Genomic DNA, 17233 nt, shown 5'->3' with positions numbered 1-17233 from the left:
CTTCTCCTGCAGACTGAGTATTTTTAATCATTAATATTATACCATAGGCGCTATTCACGTGCAACAATGCTAAATGTCAAAGATTGACAGCTGAGCTTTGTCAGGTAAATGGTCGAGACTGCCGAGTTCCGTTAAGTAATCGATCAGTTTCTGCGATACGCCTGCTTTTTTATTTAAATCTTCTTTGGAGATGAACCCCTCGTCCTCGCGGGCTTCCACTACACGTTTAGCCACCGAGGCGCCGAGCCCCGGCACCGAGATGAACGGCGGGATGAGCGTGTCACCTTCGATAATAAAATCAAACGCATCCGATTTATCGACGTTGACAGGCTGCATCTTAAATCCGCGCTGTGCCATTTCGTTTACAAGTTCGAGTACCACCAGTGTGTCTTTTTCTTTTTTCGACAGCTCCTGGAAGTTCTGGTTCAGTTCGTTAACACGGTGACGGATAGTGTCTTTATCTTTAACCATCGTTAACAGGTCGAAGTCCGTCGCACGGACTGTAAAGTAACTTGCGTAATAGAATAACGGGAAGTGCACTTTAAAGTATGCAATTCTTACCGAGTTCAGTACGTATGCTGCGGCGTGGGCTTTCGGGAACATGTACTTGATTTTCTTACATGAATCGATGTACCACTTCTCAACACCGTTGTCTTTCATCGCCTGTTCGTGTTCTTCTGTCAGACCTTTACCTTTACGCACTTTCTCCATAATGTTAAATGCGAGACTCGGTTCAAGTCCTTTATACATCAGCGTTACCATAATATCATCACGGCATCCGATTACGTTAGACAGGTCACATGTTCCTTTACGGATTAAGTCCTGCGCGTTACCGAGCCATACGTCCGTTCCGTGGGACAGTCCTGAAATCTGCACCAGTTCACTGAATGTCGACGGTCTTGTGTCTTCCAGCATCTGACGGACGAAGCCCGTTCCGAATTCCGGAATACCGAGCGTTCCCGTTTTACATAAAATCTGGTCCGGTGTTACACCGAGCGACTCAGGTCCGCTGAACAGTTTCATCGTTTCCGCATCATCTGTCGGAACAGTTGTCGGATCAATACCCGATAAATCCTGAAGCATGCGGATCATCGTCGGGTCATCGTGACCAAGTATATCGAGTTTTAATAAGTTGTTGTCGATCGAATGGAAGTCAAAGTGTGTCGTCTTCCATTCCGATTCAACATCATCCGCCGGGAACTGTATCGGCGTAAAATCGTATATATCCATGTTGTCAGGTACAACGATAATACCGCCCGGGTGCTGTCCCGTTGTCCGTTTAACACCTGAACAGCCGAGTACGAGACGGTCGACTTCAGCACCGCGTTTATGCAGTCCGTTATCATTTAAGTATCCTTTAACGTAACCGAACGCAGTTTTCTCAGCGACGGTGCCGATTGTTCCGGCACGGAATACATAATCTTCACCGAAGAGATCTTTCGTATAGTTATGGGCTTTAGGCTGGTACACACCACTGAAGTTTAAATCGATATCCGGTACCTTATCCCCTTTAAATCCAAGGAATGTTTCGAACGGAATATCCTGTCCTTCTTTAATTAAATCAACGTCACATCTGCTGCATTTTTTATCCGGCAGGTCATAACCGCTGGATACTGAACCGTCGGTAAAGAACTCTGATTCCTTACACTCCGGACACACATAGTGCGGCGGCAGCGGGTTTACTTCGGTAATCTCAGTCATCGTTGCGACTAAGCTGGAACCGACCGACCCCCTCGAACCAACGAGATAACCGTCATCGAGCGATCTTTTAACAAGTTTATGTGAAATCAGGTAAATAACCGCAAATCCGTTACCGATAATACTGTCAAGCTCTTTTTCAAGACGGTCGACAACAATCTTCGGCACTTCTTCACCGTACAGCGCTTTCGCGTTATCGTAGCTCATCTGTCTGATTTCTTCTTCCGCACCTTCAATTTTCGGCGGATACAGATCTTTTTTAATCACTTCGACTCTGTCTATCATATTAGCGATTTTCTGCGTGTTATCGACAACAATTTCAAATGCTGTCTCTTCATCGAGAAAATCGAACAGTTCGAGCATTTCTTCTGTAGAACGGAAATGCGCTTCAGGCAGGTTGCCGCGTGACAGCGGGTTACCCGGATTTGCTTTAACCAAAATATCACGTGACAATTTATCCGACTCTTCAAGGTAGTGCACGTTGCCTGTAGCAACGACCGGTTTACCCAGTTCTTTACCCAGTTTAATAATATTTTCAATGATTTCTTCAAGCGTCTCTTCATCGCGTACCACTTCTCTGTCCAACAGACGCTGGTACAGCGGTTTAGGGAAAACTTCGAGATAATCGTAAAAGTGGGCTTTTTTCTTCGCTTCTTCGTATGACTTCTGCATCATTGCAGTAAACACTTCACCGTTGTCGCATGCACTGCCGATCAGCAGCCCTTCACGGTGCTCTTCCAGCACCTGGCGTTTAATACGTGCCGAACGGTAAAAGTGGTCTGTCAGTGACATACTGACAATCTTAAATAAGTTTTTTAAACCGGTATTATTCTGCACAAGAATTGAGACGTGTGTCGGCATCGCCCGCTTGTACGAATCGCTGTTCGACAGACTCGAGTTAATATCTTTATGGTTGGTAATACCATAGTCTGATTTTAACTGTGACATCATCTTGATGAAAATATATGCCGTAGCTTCAGCATCGTAGATTGCTCTGTGGTGCTGCGTTAAGTCAACATTGTACTTCTTCGCTAAAATATTCAGACCGTGTTTTTTCATACTCGTGTTAATCGTACGCGACAGTTCAAGTGTATCGATTACTCCGTTTGCCGATTTGCCAAATCCTTCTTTTTCGTAGGCTTCATCGATAAAGCCCATATCAAAGCTTGCATTATGAGCGACAAATATAGCATCTCCGACCCATTCTTTAAAGTCGGTAATCACTGAGCTGATATCCGGTGCACCGACGAGCATATCATCGGTAATGCCTGTTAATTCCTTGATCAGCTCCGAAAGTTTTTCTCCCGGGTTACTGAAACGTTCGAACTTATCGATAACTTCACCGTTTTTTACTTTAACGCCTGCAAGCTCGATAATCGAATCGTATTTTGACGACAGTCCTGTCGTCTCTACGTCAAACACGACAAATTCGTGATTATCCAATGAATAGTCCTGTGGCCGGTAGGCAATCGGTGCACCGTCATCGACGAGCATGCCTTCCATGCCGAATATCATTTTAAAATCATCGTCACCGTTCGTTGCGTTAAATGCATCCGGAAATGCCTGCACATTATTGTGATCTGTCACAGCAAGTGCCGAATGGCCGTACTGTTTCGCGCGTTTAATATATTCTTTAATATTTGTCATGCCGTCCATCTGGCTCATTGCCGAGTGAAGATGCAGTTCAACACGTTTTTTCTCTGCATTATCACGCTTTGGCTTTTTATTGACTGCCGTCAGGTTACGGATATTTAAGACCATATCTTTCGTAAACTCATCGTACTCCACACGGCCTTCAATAATTACCCAGTCGCCTGTTTCCAGCACTTCGAATACTTCATCGTCGTTCTTGCCGTGACGCGAGAACATTTTAGCCATGATGGAATCTGTATAATCCGTCAGTTTCAACTGCAGTATTTTACGGCCGCTTCTAAGGTCGCGGATTTCTTTAGAGAAAATATGTCCTTCAATTTTCACGCTGTATTCTTCATCAAAAATATTTTCAAGCGGACGCACGCCGTCAAATGTCTGTGGCTTGCCGATCTGCTTAGGCACATTGCCCTGGCGCTCCATCTGCTCTTCCTGTTTCTCCCTGTCGGAAATAAACTGTGTAATGAGCGTCTCCCGTTCTTCGCTTATACGGTTTTCAAGTTCTTCCGATAATGAGGACTGAAGGTCATCATCAATCGTTACTTCAAGCCCTTTTAAGTGAATACCGTAATATCTGTAGGCATTCAGCAGGTTGCCGTTTATATGTTTATTGAAGTGGGACTGCTCTATTGAGTTTTTCACTGCTATATAGAGCACGTCTTCATCGAGTTTCTTGGCCGTCCGTTCAAGCTGATGCTTTATATTGTCATTGATCGGCAGACTTTGTACCGCACTCGCAAAGTAATCTGCAACGAGCTGTTCGTCGAACTCGCCCGGCGACATAATCAGTTCTGTTTTTGCAATGTCTTTAAATGCTTTATTTATATTAGTACTCATCAGCTGATACAGCGCGCTTGGTATAATGCGTGCTGTTTTCAGATGAAACTGCCACACTCTCTTATCGTCATCGACGACAACTCTTTCAAGCTCAGCATCTTCCAAATAGTTATTCTGAGTAATATTTGCCTGTTCAAGTAAAATCTTTAATTTATCGTGGCTTTCCAATTAGAAAACACTCCCAGTAAAAAATTCCATATCCAGCACCGGTCTGCTTAGAAAAACGCGTAAATCTAGGATTTACGCGTAGTCATTGTCTGCAAGATATGATGTTAAGTCTGTAATCTGTACTTCTGTTGATTCTTCGTCGAGACGGCCTTTCACTTCTACAATGCCGTCTTTCGCACCGCGTCCGACAACAATTCTGACAGGCAGTCCGATTAATTCTGAATCGGCGAATTTAACACCTGCACGCTCGTTGCGGTCGTCATACAGTACACGGTTATTTTTCGATAAAACTTCGTATAACTCCGATGCAGTGTTTGTAATCGTCTCGTCTTTCGTATTCGCAGTAATAAGGTGAATATCGAAAGGTGTGACTGATTTCGGCCAGAAAATACCTTTTTCATCGTGGTGGCTTTCGACAATTGCCGACAGCACACGTGAAATACCAATACCGTAACAGCCCATAAGCACAGGTTTTGCGCGGCCGTTCTGGTCGAGCACGTTAAAGTTCATAGACTCGGAATATTTAGTGCCGAGTTTGAACACCTGCCCGACTTCAATACCGCGCATAAATTTAGCAGCACCCGAACCGTCGGAGACCATTTCACCTTCATTAATGAATCTGAAGTCACCGGTACCTGCCGCTTCAAAGTCCCGTTCGTGATTCACATTTAAAATGTGGTATCCGGTTTCATTGGCGCCGACCGGATAGTTTCTCATCGCTTCCACCTGATAATCAAGATACACAGGAATTGAAGAATTAACCGGACCAAGCGAACCTGGTGAAGCACTCAGTTCAGCCGTGATTTCTTCGTCAGTTGCCATCTCGATAATTTCAGAGTTAAAGTATGCTTTCACTTTAACATCATTTAATTCCTGGTCGCCGCGTATTACGATCATCTTCAGACCCTCATCTGTTTTAACAACCATCGTTTTAGTCGTTAACGTTAAATCAGTGTTCAGAAATTCAGCAAGGTCTTTAACCGTAGCTATTCCTGGTGTTTCAATCTTTTCAGCCGCAAGCATATCTGCTGTGCTCTTTTCTTTAGGAGCTGTACATTCTGCTTTTTCAATGTTTGCAGCGTAGCTGCTTTCATCTGTATAAACAATCGTATCCTCACCGATATCAGCAAGTGCCATAAATTCATGTGTATGGCTGCCTCCGATAGAACCGCCGTCTGCTTCAACTGCTCTGAAGTTTAAATCAAGTCTTGTAAAGATGCGGCTGTATGCATCGTACATATCATTATAAGTTTTATCGAGTGATTCTTCGTCGATATGGAATGAGTATGCGTCTTTCATTATAAATTCACGTCCGCGCAGGAGACCGAATCTCGGTCTCAGCTCGTCGCGGAATTTCGTCTGAATCTGGAATAAAGTTAACGGCAGTTTTTTGTAGCTTTTTAACTCATCGCGGACCAGTGCTGTAATAACTTCCTCATGCGTCGGTCCTAATGCAAATTCTCTGTCGTGGCGGTCGCTGACTCTCATCAGTTCTTTGCCGTATGCCTGCCATCTTCCTGATTCTTCCCATAATTCACGCGGATGCAGAACCGGAAGGTGCACCTCGGCACCGCCGATGTTCATCATTTCCTCGCGTACAATTTCCTGAATATTGTTCAGTACCAGCTGTGTAATCGGCAGGTATGCGTAAATACCGCGTGCGAGCTGTTTAATCATGCCCGATTTCAGCATCAGGCGGTGACTTAAACTTTCGGCTTCTGTTGGTGTTTCCCTAAGTGTCGGGATAAACATTTGTGATTGCCTCATATTGTTTCACTCCTATAAGAAAAATGTTTTAATGTCGTTCCAGGTGACAAGCACCATAATTACAAGGACGAATAGTACGCCGAGCAACTGTATATTTAATTCAACTTTGCGGTTAAGTGGGCGTCTGAAGATTCCTTCGTAAAGAACGAATAAGATTCTTCCGCCGTCAAGTGCCGGAATCGGCAGCAGGTTCATTATACCCAGGTTCACACTTAAGAGCGCAGTAAAGTTCATCAGTACTAATATGCCCTGAGATGCGACTGTTTCCGTTACTTTGTATATTCCAACCGGGCCGTTCAGCATATCAAAACTGAATGTACCGGCAAAGATTGTGCCGATCATATTGACCACAAGTTCAAAGATTAATGACATGCTGGAAACAGTTTCCTGTATTCCCCACCATACCGGTGCAATAATTCCGTTTTCGAAATCCCTGCCGACACCGATTATCAAACGTTCCTGTACAGTGCCATCCGGCAGTTCTGCTGCATCTACTACCGGCTCAAGTGTTGCGGTGCGCGTTTGACCGCCGGACTCAACTACGAGCTCCTGAGGATTGCCTTCGCCTTCCTGAATCAGCTGTGTCATATGCTCCCAGCTGTCGACCGCTGTTCCGTCAATCGACTGGATGCGGTCGCCTTCTTCAAGATTGATCTCCGCTGCAGGCGTATCTTCCACTACTGTACCGACAATCGGTTCATCCATCGGTTTACCCTGGATGTAAAACAGTATTGTAAACAGTACAAAAGCAAGGAGGAAGTTGAATAAAGGACCGGCAAAAAGCGTTAAGAAGCGAGCCCACACACTTTTCGTTTCAAATCTGCCTGACAGCGGCGCAATACGTTCAAGTTCCGAGTTTTCAACGAAGTAGCATTCGTCGCTGAAGTGATAAGTCACTTCACTGTTGTCATTCAGCTTCAGTCCTCTGACGTACATCTGTTCGGAAATGTCGCTTTCAACCACTTCAATTTCCTCGACGTGCTGGAAATTGTGTTTATCATCCAGCAGAATGTGTGTAATTTCATCATTCTGATTTAATTTAATATTGATGCGCATACCGGCATTCAGCGGATTGACCTCCATATCTTTTGAAGCCATCCGCACGTATCCGCCTATCGGCAGAAGACGCACCGTATACTGCGTATCGTTGTATTTATATGAAAATATTTTCGGTCCCATACCTATAGCAAATTCTGGACACATAATTCCAGCGCGTTTTGCGAAGAACATGTGGCCGAATTCATGAACGGTAACAAGCAGACCGAAAACAACTATAAATGCTAAAATTCCTGTCACTTACTTCACCTCATATTCGATTTATAGCGCGCGTCAAGGCTCAGTATCGTTTCAAGATCGGGATTCTGAATATTTTCGTGCTGCATCATGCGGGATTCAACGATTTCTTCAATTTCCAGAAATTTAATTCTGCCGCCGAGAAATTCTCCAACTGCGTATTCGTTTGCAGCGTTCATTACTGTAGGCAGCGTACCGCCTGCTTCGAGCGCATCATAAGCGAATTTTAACATTTTAAAGCGGTCAAAATCCATTGGTTTGAAGTTAAGCTGTGATAATTCACTGACAGACAGCGGATTATTTTTATGTAACCGCTCCGGATGAGTAAATGCGTACTGAATCGCAGTTCTCATATCAGAGTTCCCGAGCTGCGCCATTATGCTGTTGTCGATAAACTCCACCATCGAATGAATAATACTCTCTTTATGAAGCAGTGTTTTAATCTGTGAAATTTCGACATCGAATAAGTGTTTCGCTTCGATGACTTCAAAACCTTTGTTCATCATCGTTGCAGAATCGATAGTAATCTTCTGACCCATCGACCAGTTCGGGTGATTCAATGCATCTTCCAGCGTAACCGAGCCGAGCTCTTCACGTGACAGATCTCTGAATGAGCCGCCGCTTGCCGTAATAATAATATTGCTGATTTCCTTTTCGTTTTCACCTTTCAGGCATTGAAACAGCGCAGAATGTTCCGAATCAACCGGTATAATCTGCACATTTTTTTCACGTGCACGGTTCATAACGATTTCTCCTGCAGCAACAAGTGTTTCCTTATTGGCAAGTGCAATATCAATACCTGCATCGATTGCAGCAAGTGTCGGCTTCAAACCTACACTCCCTAAAATCGCAGTTAACAGAAGATTGCTGTCATATGTTGCAACTGAAATCAGACCTTCGTCTCCCGACATAAATTCGATATGGGGGAATCTGCTCTTAAGTTCCTTCACAGCACTGTCGTCCTGTACCGATACTAATGGCGGATTAAAGTCTGCTAAAATCTCTTCGAGCTTTATTAAGTTGCGTCCGGCGGAAATTGCACCGAGTTTAAAATGTTCCGGATTATTTTTAATGACATCCAGTGCCTGGGTTCCGATGGAGCCTGTGACACCGAGTACAGAAATGGTTTTTATCATAGTTTTCACCTGTTATTATGAAATGATCGGTAAGATGTTCATCAGGGGCAGTACGAAGATGAAACTGTCAAAGCGGTCTAAAATACCGCCGTGTCCCGGTAAAAATGTACCTGAATCTTTAACGTCAAAGTGACGTTTCAATGCGGATTCCACGAGGTCCCCCATCTGCCCGAATATGCTGAGAACAATCGTAAACGGAATTAAGAGCCACAATGAACCTTCCATTAAGCCTGTTAAGACGAACACTGACGGTATAATTACCGATACCAGCGTACCGCCGAGCGAGCCTTCAATCGTTTTGTTCGGACTGATCTGCGGCCACAGTTTGCGTCTGCCGAAAGCTTTGCCGAACAGGTAAGCACCTGTATCCGTCAGCCAGACAATCAGGAGTGCATACAGAATGTAAATAAGACCTGATTCACGCGTTTCAAAAAAGTACATGAAGCCGATGCCGATATATGCAACCGCGAGTACACAGAAGCCCATATCAACAAAGGTAAATCTGTTTTTTGATACTACTGTCGTCGACAGCATGATAAGTGCCAGTGCAACGATAATTTCCAGCTGGAAGTCGCCGATTGCCGGCGAATATGATTCCTGCGGAATTAACACCATGCACAGTGCAATTAAAGATAAAACACCCGGCAGTGAAAATATATGAATCCGGTTCATCTTTAATATTTCATAAAGACCGGTAATTGCCATGAGGTAGACTAATATTAACAGCGGCCATGAGCCGATAATTACAACCGGTAAAAATAACAGCAGTGCAATGACTGCGGTTATCGTTCTAGTCTTCATCTGGTACATCCTCCTCATTCAAGCCTCCAAAGCGCCGCTCTCTCTTCTGGTACTGGAGAATCAGATCATCCAGCTCAGCAGCAGAGAATTCCGGCCACAGCGTACTTGAAAAGAACAGTTCACTGTAGGATGCCTGCCATAATAAGAAATTACTCAGCCGGTACTCGCCTGAAGTTCTAATAATCATTTCAGGGTCCGGCATATCTTTAGTCATTAAATAATCATCGAATGTACTGCTGTCGAGTGCATCAGGCTGAAGCGTCCCTGCCTGTACATCAGCAATCATTTCCTTCACCGCACCGATCAGTTCGTCACGTCCGCCGTAATTCAGCGCGAATACGAGCGTCAGTCCGGTATTATCAGCTGTTTTATCCATCGCTGTCTGAACTGCCTTCCTGGTATGTTTCGGCAGTGCTTCGAAGTCACCGATTGTTTTAACGATAACGTTCTTTTCAATCAGCTCAGGTAAAAATGTACCGAGGAAATCCGTCGGCAGCTTAAGCAGATAATTCACTTCACTCTTTGGACGGGACCAGTTTTCAGTTGAAAACGCATAGAGCGTTAAGTACTTAAGTTTTATATCTGCAGCATGTCTTACAATACGTTTAACATTCTGCATTCCTTCGTAGTGACCTTTAATACGCGGCATACTGCGCATTTTTGCGTATCTGCCGTTGCCATCCATAATAATCGCAATATGTTCCGGTAGTGGTCTCTCTGTCAGAGATTTATCTTTAGTCGCTTTAAACATGACGATCCTCCGTGCCAAATATGTATCTTTGATAAATTTTTATATACTTCTTCAATTATTTTATTTTAACATAGTTATACAATAAAAAAACAGGTAAGTCCCCTTACCTGTTTTTAAGATTAAACTTCTAAAATATCTTTTTCTTTAGCATCGCACATTGCATCGATTTCAGCGATGTGTTTATCTGTTAATTTCTGTATGTCTTCAGTCAGGCCTCTTAATTCATCCTCTGAAATATCGCCTGCTTTTTCTGCAGCTTTAAGATCATCGTTGGCGTCACGGCGTACGTTGCGGATAGCAACTTTGGCATTTTCGCCTTCTTTGCGTGCGTCTTTAACGAATTCTTTACGGCGTTCTTCAGTAAGCTGAGGTACAGTAATACGGATTAATGTTCCGTCACTTGTCGGATTAACACCAAGATCTGCCATTTGGATCGCTTTCAATACGCTGTCAACAGAGCTTTTATCGTATGGTGTAACAACCAGCATGCGTGCTTCAGGAATACTGATACTTGCAAGCTGATTTAAAGGTGTCGGTGCACCGTAGTATTCAACGTTAACGCGGTCAAGCATGCTTGAGTTCGCAGCACCTGTACGGATTGAAGCAAGTTCTCTTGCCAGGCTGTCGATTGATTTGGACATTTTGTCTCCGGCTGTTTTCAAAACGGATTCACTCATATTAATATCTTCTCCTATTGCTTTGTAATAGTCGTACCAATTGTTTCTCCCGAAACGGCACGCTTAATATTACCCTCTTCTGTAATTGAAAATACCATAAGCGGGATGTCGTTGTCCATACAGAAGGATGATGCAGTAGCATCCATTACCTGCAGGTTTTCCTGTAACATTTCAATGTAAGTCAGCGTGTCATACTTAACAGCTGTTGGATCGGTTTTCGGATCTGCAGAATAAACACCGTCTACGTTGTTTTTACCCATAAGGATAACATCTGCTTCAATTTCCGCTGCACGAAGTGCTGCTGTTGTATCTGTTGAGAAGTACGGGTTACCGATACCTGCTGCAAATATAACGATACGGCCTTTTTCAAGATGACGGATTGCACGTCTTCTTATATAAGGTTCAGCCACCTGTTTCATTTCAATAGAAGTCAGCACTCTTGTCTCATGACCGAGCTGCTCTAAACTGTCCTGCAATGCAAGGGAGTTCATTACTGTCGCCAGCATTCCCATATAATCTGCAGTACCGCGGTCCATACCAAGGTCGCTGCCTATTTTACCGCGCCAGATATTGCCGCCGCCGACGATAATCGCCATTTCAACGCCTAATTTCTGTGCTTCGGAAACCTGTGAAGCGATATTTTTAATGACAACCGGATTAATTCCGAAACCGTCATCACCAGCAAGTGCTTCCCCGCTTAGTTTTAACACGATACGTGTAAATTTAGAAGATTCAGCCATGTTTTTCAATCCTTTTCATTGAATTTATTACTTAGAAAAAAAGACACCGAAGTGTCTTTTTTTAAATTAATTTATTTTTTAACTTGTCCTAATACTTCGTCAGCGAAGTTTTCTTCGCGTTTTTCGATACCTTCACCAAGCTCGTAGCGAACGAAAGTACGGATAGTTGCTTTTTGAGTATCTAAGAACTGCTGTACAGTCTGATCAGAGTCTTTAACAAACGGCTGATCAACGATGCAGATTTCTTCTAAATACTTACGAACTCTTCCTTCAACCATCTTGTCGACGATTTTTTCAGGTTTTCCTTCGTTTAATGCCTGCTGGCGCAGAACTTCACGCTCGTGATCAAGTTCAGCCTGATCAACCTGGTCGCGTGAAACATATTTAGGGTTTAATGCTGCAGCGTGCATAGCAACGTCTTTAGCAACAGCTTCGTCAGTTGTACCTTCAACTACTGTTAACACACCGATACGTCCGCCCATGTGCATGTACTGGCCGAATGCATCGTTGTCAGTTTTAGTTTCAACTGCAAAACGTCTGATGTTTAATTTTTCCCCGATAGTTGCAACTGCGTTGTTCATTAATGAAGTAACAGTTTCGCCATCTAATTCAGAGTTATATAAAGCTTCTACATCTGCAGGTTTAGTTGCAAGGATGTGTGAAGCAATGTTCTTAACAAGTTCCTGGAAAGATTCGTTACGTGCTACGAAGTCTGTCTCAGAGTTGATTTCAACGATTACTGCTTCGTTGCCTTCAGAAGTAATGTAAACAGCACCTTCTGCTGCGATACGGTCAGCTTTTTTAGCTGCTTTGGCAATACCGTTTTCTCGCAGATAGTCGATCGCTTTGTCTAGATCTCCATCAGTTTCTACCAGCGCTTTTTTACAATCCATCATACCTGCGCCTGTTTTATCACGTAGTTCTTTAACTAATTTTGCTGAAATAGCCATTGTTCAGTCCTCCATATAATTGTTTTAAAAAAGGTGATAAGTATTACGCTTATCACCTGAATTCTCAATTAATTATTACGCGTTTTCTTCTTTAGTTTCAGCTTTAGCATCTTCTTCTTTTAAGTCGATGTTTTGCTCAGCTGCAACTTCTTCGTCAGAAATACCACGCTGACCTTCTAAAACAGCATCTGCCATTTTGCTTGTCATAAGTCTAACCGCGCGGATAGCGTCGTCGTTAGCAGGGATTACGTAGTCAACTTCATCCGGATCACAGTTAGTGTCAACCATTGCTACGATTGGAATTCCTAATTTTTTAGCTTCTGCAATCGCGTTGCGTTCTTTACGCGGGTCAACGATGAAAATAGCGCTCGGCATTTTCTTCATGTTGCGGATACCGCCTAGGAATTTGTTTAAACGTGCATACTCTTTACGAAGTTCAACGACTTCTTTTTTAGGAAGTACGTCGAATACGCCGTCAGCTTCCATTTTTTCGATTTCAGAAATTCTCTTAATACGTTTGTTGATAGTCTGGTAGTTAGTTAAGAGACCGCCTAACCAGCGCTGGTTAATGTAAAGCTGGCCTGCACGTTCCGCTTCTTCCTGAATAGCGTCCTGAGCTTGCTTTTTAGTACCGACAAATAGAACTTGTCCGCCTTCTTCAGAAACTGACTTAACGAAGTCGTAAGCTTCTGCAACTTTCTTAACTGTTTTCTGTAGGTCGATAATGTAAATGCCGTTACGCTCCGTGAAGATGTATCTGCTCATCTTAGGGTTCCAGCGGCGTGTCTGGTGTCCGAAGTGTACACCTGCTTCAAGCAATTGTTTCATAGTAATTACTGCCATGATTTGTTTCCTCCTAATTGGTTTATACCTCCAGCATCGTGCTGAATAACCACCTGTTTACAGGCACCGGTTAGTCCCTTACTCTGCTGTGTGTATTTGGTCTTTTGACCATTTAATACTATAGCATATTTAAAATGCCTCTGCAACCTTAGTTGTCTTTGCGAAGTTCCGGCAGGAAGTCTTCTTTTTTAACTTTGATAAACGTCCCTTTCATACCAAGTGAACGTGATTCGATAACGCCTGCACTTTCAAGTTTACGGAGTGCGTTAACGATAACCGAACGTGTAATACCCACACGGTCTGCAACTTTAGAAGCTACAAGAAGACCTTCGTCTGCATCAAGCTCGTCAAAAATGTGTTCGATAGCTTCGCGCTCAGAATATGATAATGAACGAATCGCCATTGCGATGCTTGCTTTGTCGCGTGCTTTCTGTTCAACTTCTTCATTTTTCTCACGAAGAATTTCCATACCGACAACTGTGCCGGCATATTCAGCCAATACTAAATCATCTTCAGAGAATTTGTTTTCTCTGCGTCCAAGTACTAATGTTCCTAAACGGTTGCCTCCGCCGTAAATCGGCACGATGCATGTTTCTGAATCCTGGTACGGATCTTCTGCAGGAAAAATAGTTAAGTCGTCTTCAAATGCGATGTTTTCGCGAGTTTCAGTAATACGCATAATCTGGTTAACGTAATACTCAGGGAACTGTCTGTTATCAAGCATATCGACGATACGTTCGTTTTCAATTGTCTGTACAACACCGATTCCAAGAAGCTTACCTCTTTTAGATACGATAAATGTATTACATTCAATAATACGGCTTAACTTATCCGCTACTTCTTCGAAGTCTACTTTAATGTTCGAACTTCCTTGAATTAAATTGTTAATCTCACGTGTTTTCTGTAATAAACTTGGCATGATACTTCACTCCTGTTAAATTATAAAATAAATTCGCTTAAATCTTTATCTGTAGAAATATGATTAAGTTTTGAGTCGACATACTGTTTCGTAATCTCAACGTGTGCTCCCTGCATATTGCTTGCTTCGAACAACAGCTCTTCAAGCAGTGTTTCCAATATCGTATGCAGTCTGCGTGCACCGATGTCATCATTTGATGAATTGACTTTGTATGCAATTTCGGCAAGCGCTCTGATTGCTTCATCAGTAAATGAAACGGCTACGTCTTCTGTTTTCAGTAATGCCTCGTACTGCTGCAGCAATGAGTTCTTCGGTTCTTTTAAGATTCGTTCGAAATCGTCTGTCGTCAGTTTGTTCAGCTCAACGCGGAGCGGGAAACGCCCCTGCAGCTCCGGGATTAAATCACTCGGCTTGGCTACATGGAATGCACCTGCACCGATAAACAGAATGTAATCCGTTTTAATGGAACCGTATTTAGTCTGTACCGTCGAACCTTCAACTATAGGCAGGATGTCGCGCTGCACACCTTCGCGGGAAACATCTCCCGAGTTCTGGCCGCTTTTCGCAATCTTATCAATCTCGTCGATGAAAATAATGCCTGTCGTCTCTGCCAGTTCTACCGCTTCGTCGTTTACATTATCGAGGTCGATCAGCTTTTCAGCTTCTTCATCGATTAAGTACTGACGTGCTTTTTTAACCGGCATCGTACGTTTATGTGTTTTCTTCGGCATTAAGTTCTGCAGCATGTCACCCATGCCGTTGTTATCCATACCCGGCATCATCATGCCGAGCTGGTTTGAACTTTCGGCAACTTCAATCGTCACCTTTTCATCTTCCATCTCGCCTCTGTGCAGTTTTGCTTTAATATCGCGGCGCTTCATACGGACTGAATCGTCTACTTCTTCCTGCTCCTCATCCTGATTCTGCTGGTTCATAAACATTTCAAAAGGATTTGAGCCGGTCTGTTTCTGTTTTTTACGTCCCGGTGCCAGCAGCCCTGTCAGACGTTCATTCGCCAGTTCAAGCGCATCATCGGCAACTTCTTTTTTCTTTGTCTCTTTAACCATGCGCACCGCATTGTCTACAAGATCTCTGACCATCGATTCAACATCGCGCCCGACGTAGCCGACTTCCGTATATTTAGTCGCTTCGACTTTCGTATACGGACTGCCTGTAATTTTAGCAATGCGTCTGGCAATCTCTGTCTTACCGACACCGGTAGGTCCGATCATCAGAATATTTTTTGGAATGACTTCTTCTTTAAGTTCATCATCCAGCAGCATTCTTCTGTAACGGTTGCGCATCGCAATCGCGACTTTCCGTTTTGCTTCCTGCTGCCCGACAATACTTTCGTCAAGCCGTGCTGTAATTTCTCTTGGAGAAAGATTGTTGTTTGGCATTTATCTCACGCTCTCTTTAATCGATTGTTTCTACTATTATATTATCGTTAGTAAATACGCAGATTTCACTTGCGAGAACCAGACTGTCACGTGCAATTGTTTCTGCACTTAATTCGGCACTGTGTTTTTTCATTGCACGGCCAGCCGCCAGCGCATAGTTGCCGCCTGAACCGATTGCGAGAATTCCGTCGTCCGGTTCAATGACTTCGCCTGTTCCCGACACGAGCAGCAAATCGTTCTTATCCATTACGATCAGCATTGCTTCAAGCTGGCGGAGCATTTTATCGCCGCGCCATTCTTTTGCCAGCTCGACTGCAGCACGCTGCAGGTTGCCGTTGTACTCGTGCAGATTCGCTTCGAATTTTTCAAACAGTGTAAAGGCATCTGCCACACTGCCTGCGAATCCTGCGACCACCTGTCCATTAAATATGCGGCGGACTTTTTTAGCTGTATGTTTCATTACGACCTGATTGCCCAGTGTTACCTGGCCATCACCTGCAATCGCCATTTTGCCGTTATGCTTAATCGCGAATATCGTCGTCATCAACGTCACCTCTTCTTATTACTCGGGTGTGCATTTAAATAAGTCTTCTTAAGCTGTTCTGTCGTCACATGCGTATAGCGCTGTGTCGTCGATAAAGACTCATGGCCGAGCAAATCCTGCACTGCCCGTAAATCTGCTCCGTTGTTCAGTAAATGTGTTGCAAACGTATGCCTGAAAGTATGAGGATGAATGTCGAGGTGAAGCGCGCTCCGCTTCACAGTCATATCGATAATATGACGGAGTCCGCGTACTGTCAGCGGTCCCCCTCTATGGTTTACCCACATTGCATCATTTTTAAGTATCTCTTCGCTGTATGTTTCAGCATAGCTTTTGAGCGCCCGGGCGGCACGGTCGTGAAAAGGCACGACCCGCCATTTGCGCCCTTTACCGAGCACCCGGACAACCTGCACTGTAAAATCGATATCCTGGAGTCTTAAGGAAATGAGTTCACCCGCCCGCATACCGGTAGCATAAAGAAGTTCCAGTATCGCGAGATCGCGTTCATACATTTTATGATTTTCATCCAGACTGCTGAACAGCGCTTCGATTTCATTCTCGTACATAAAGTCCGGCAGTACTGCTTCCTTTTTCGGAAACGGCAGTCCCGTAAACGGATTGATATCGACGCAGTCCCGGTCAGCCAGATAATTATAATAGCTCCGAAGCGTCGATATCTTTCTCGATACGGTAGATTTTTTTAAATTGCGCCCGTACAGCATTGCCAGGTAGTTTCTTGCATCAATATATTTAAATGTCTGTACAGATAAACTTTCCGTCTTCAAAAAAGTAATAAATTCATGAATATCATGATCATAACTTTTTATAGAATGATCTGAAAAATTACGCTGATACTTAAGCATTCGTAAAAAATCATTGACGTAAATTTCAACCACCTCATTCTTTGTCTGAATTTTATCATAATTTAAATTATTTATCCAAGTAATGCAATACAGACCTGCCCGATAAATAAACAACATTAGCTATTTTAAACTATTTTTAGTGGAAATGCACTTAATTGTACAAATATTTATAATTCTGTCGGAATGGAAGACAATAAAG

Annotated in this window: 14 protein-coding genes; all 14 read right to left on the bottom strand. The window is 43.5% G+C overall.

Annotation, left to right across the window (positions count from 1 at the left end; all coding sequences use genetic code 11):
• Positions 1-69: 69 nt before the first annotated feature.
• Entirely contained in the window at positions 70-4353 is a 4284-nt protein-coding gene (locus tag HNR41_RS02730) for a PolC-type DNA polymerase III (protein ID WP_184281482.1), read from the bottom strand.
• Between the two features lie 72 nt (positions 4354-4425).
• Positions 4426-6120, bottom strand: coding sequence for a proline--tRNA ligase (locus tag HNR41_RS02725; protein WP_184281480.1), 1695 nt, complete (start codon positions 6118-6120; stop codon positions 4426-4428).
• 12 nt (positions 6121-6132) lie between these two features.
• Positions 6133-7416, bottom strand: a complete 1284-nt coding sequence (gene rseP / locus HNR41_RS02720) for an RIP metalloprotease RseP (protein WP_184281478.1) — start codon at positions 7414-7416, stop codon at positions 6133-6135.
• A 5-nt stretch (positions 7417-7421) separates the two neighbouring features.
• Positions 7422-8549: a 1-deoxy-D-xylulose-5-phosphate reductoisomerase gene (locus HNR41_RS02715; RefSeq protein WP_221432870.1), complete on the bottom strand. Its 1128-nt coding sequence runs from the start codon at positions 8547-8549 to the stop codon at positions 7422-7424.
• 15 nt (positions 8550-8564) lie between these two features.
• A complete protein-coding gene (locus tag HNR41_RS02710) occupies positions 8565-9350 on the bottom strand; it encodes a phosphatidate cytidylyltransferase (RefSeq protein WP_184281476.1) in 786 nt (261 codons plus the stop codon).
• Positions 9340-10101, bottom strand: a complete 762-nt coding sequence (gene uppS, locus HNR41_RS02705; protein WP_184281474.1) for an undecaprenyl pyrophosphate synthase — start codon at positions 10099-10101, stop codon at positions 9340-9342. The genes HNR41_RS02710 and uppS overlap by 11 nt, the downstream gene beginning before the upstream one ends.
• A gap of 119 nt (positions 10102-10220) precedes the next feature.
• Positions 10221-10778, bottom strand: coding sequence for a ribosome recycling factor (gene frr, locus HNR41_RS02700; RefSeq protein ID WP_184281471.1), 558 nt, complete (start codon positions 10776-10778; stop codon positions 10221-10223).
• A gap of 14 nt (positions 10779-10792) precedes the next feature.
• Positions 10793-11518: a UMP kinase gene (gene pyrH, locus HNR41_RS02695; protein WP_184281469.1), complete on the bottom strand. Its 726-nt coding sequence runs from the start codon at positions 11516-11518 to the stop codon at positions 10793-10795.
• Positions 11519-11589: 71 nt separating this feature from the next.
• Positions 11590-12468: a translation elongation factor Ts gene (tsf, locus tag HNR41_RS02690; protein WP_184281467.1), complete on the bottom strand. Its 879-nt coding sequence runs from the start codon at positions 12466-12468 to the stop codon at positions 11590-11592.
• A 75-nt stretch (positions 12469-12543) separates the two neighbouring features.
• The gene (rpsB, locus tag HNR41_RS02685) at positions 12544-13311 is read right to left on the bottom strand and encodes a 30S ribosomal protein S2 (RefSeq protein ID WP_184281465.1); all 768 of its coding nucleotides are present in this window, start codon (positions 13309-13311) and stop codon (positions 12544-12546) included.
• A 148-nt stretch (positions 13312-13459) separates the two neighbouring features.
• Positions 13460-14230, bottom strand: a complete 771-nt coding sequence (gene codY, locus HNR41_RS02680) for a GTP-sensing pleiotropic transcriptional regulator CodY (RefSeq protein WP_184281463.1) — start codon at positions 14228-14230, stop codon at positions 13460-13462.
• Positions 14231-14250: 20 nt separating this feature from the next.
• Positions 14251-15630 carry an ATP-dependent protease ATPase subunit HslU gene (gene hslU / locus HNR41_RS02675; protein ID WP_184281461.1) on the bottom strand — a complete coding sequence of 460 codons (1380 nt, stop codon included), beginning with the start codon at positions 15628-15630 and terminating at the stop codon, positions 14251-14253.
• A 16-nt stretch (positions 15631-15646) separates the two neighbouring features.
• Positions 15647-16174, bottom strand: coding sequence for an HslVU peptidase proteolytic subunit (gene hslV / locus HNR41_RS02670; protein WP_184281459.1), 528 nt, complete (start codon positions 16172-16174; stop codon positions 15647-15649).
• A 5-nt stretch (positions 16175-16179) separates the two neighbouring features.
• Complete coding sequence (gene xerA / locus HNR41_RS02665) at positions 16180-17058, bottom strand: site-specific tyrosine recombinase/integron integrase (RefSeq protein WP_268234286.1); 879 nt, start codon at positions 17056-17058, stop codon at positions 16180-16182.
• Positions 17059-17233 lie beyond the last annotated feature (175 nt).

This window comes from Jeotgalicoccus coquinae, from assembly GCF_014207425.1.
GTDB classification, from domain to species: Bacteria; Bacillota; Bacilli; order Staphylococcales; family Salinicoccaceae; genus Jeotgalicoccus; species Jeotgalicoccus coquinae.
This window is presented reverse-complemented; position numbering and strand designations above follow the sequence as displayed.

Bases quoted from the DNA above. Each gene is read 5' to 3' on its own strand.
- HNR41_RS02725 (WP_184281480.1), bottom strand. From the start codon at position 6,120: ATGAGGCAATCACAAATGTTTATCCCGACACTTAGGGAAACACCAACA.
- HNR41_RS02715 (WP_221432870.1), bottom strand. From the start codon at position 8,549: ATGATAAAAACCATTTCTGTACTCGGTGTCACAGGCTCCATCGGAACC.
- hslU (WP_184281461.1), bottom strand. From the start codon at position 15,630: ATGCCAAACAACAATCTTTCTCCAAGAGAAATTACAGCACGGCTTGAC.
- tsf (WP_184281467.1), bottom strand. From the start codon at position 12,468: ATGGCTATTTCAGCAAAATTAGTTAAAGAACTACGTGATAAAACAGGC.
- HNR41_RS02710 (WP_184281476.1), bottom strand. From the start codon at position 9,350: ATGAAGACTAGAACGATAACCGCAGTCATTGCACTGCTGTTATTTTTA.
- frr (WP_184281471.1), bottom strand. From the start codon at position 10,778: ATGAGTGAATCCGTTTTGAAAACAGCCGGAGACAAAATGTCCAAATCA.
- pyrH (WP_184281469.1), bottom strand. From the start codon at position 11,518: ATGGCTGAATCTTCTAAATTTACACGTATCGTGTTAAAACTAAGCGGG.
- codY (WP_184281463.1), bottom strand. From the start codon at position 14,230: ATGCCAAGTTTATTACAGAAAACACGTGAGATTAACAATTTAATTCAA.
- hslV (WP_184281459.1), bottom strand. From the start codon at position 16,174: ATGACGACGATATTCGCGATTAAGCATAACGGCAAAATGGCGATTGCA.
- rpsB (WP_184281465.1), bottom strand. From the start codon at position 13,311: ATGGCAGTAATTACTATGAAACAATTGCTTGAAGCAGGTGTACACTTC.
- uppS (WP_184281474.1), bottom strand. From the start codon at position 10,101: ATGTTTAAAGCGACTAAAGATAAATCTCTGACAGAGAGACCACTACCG.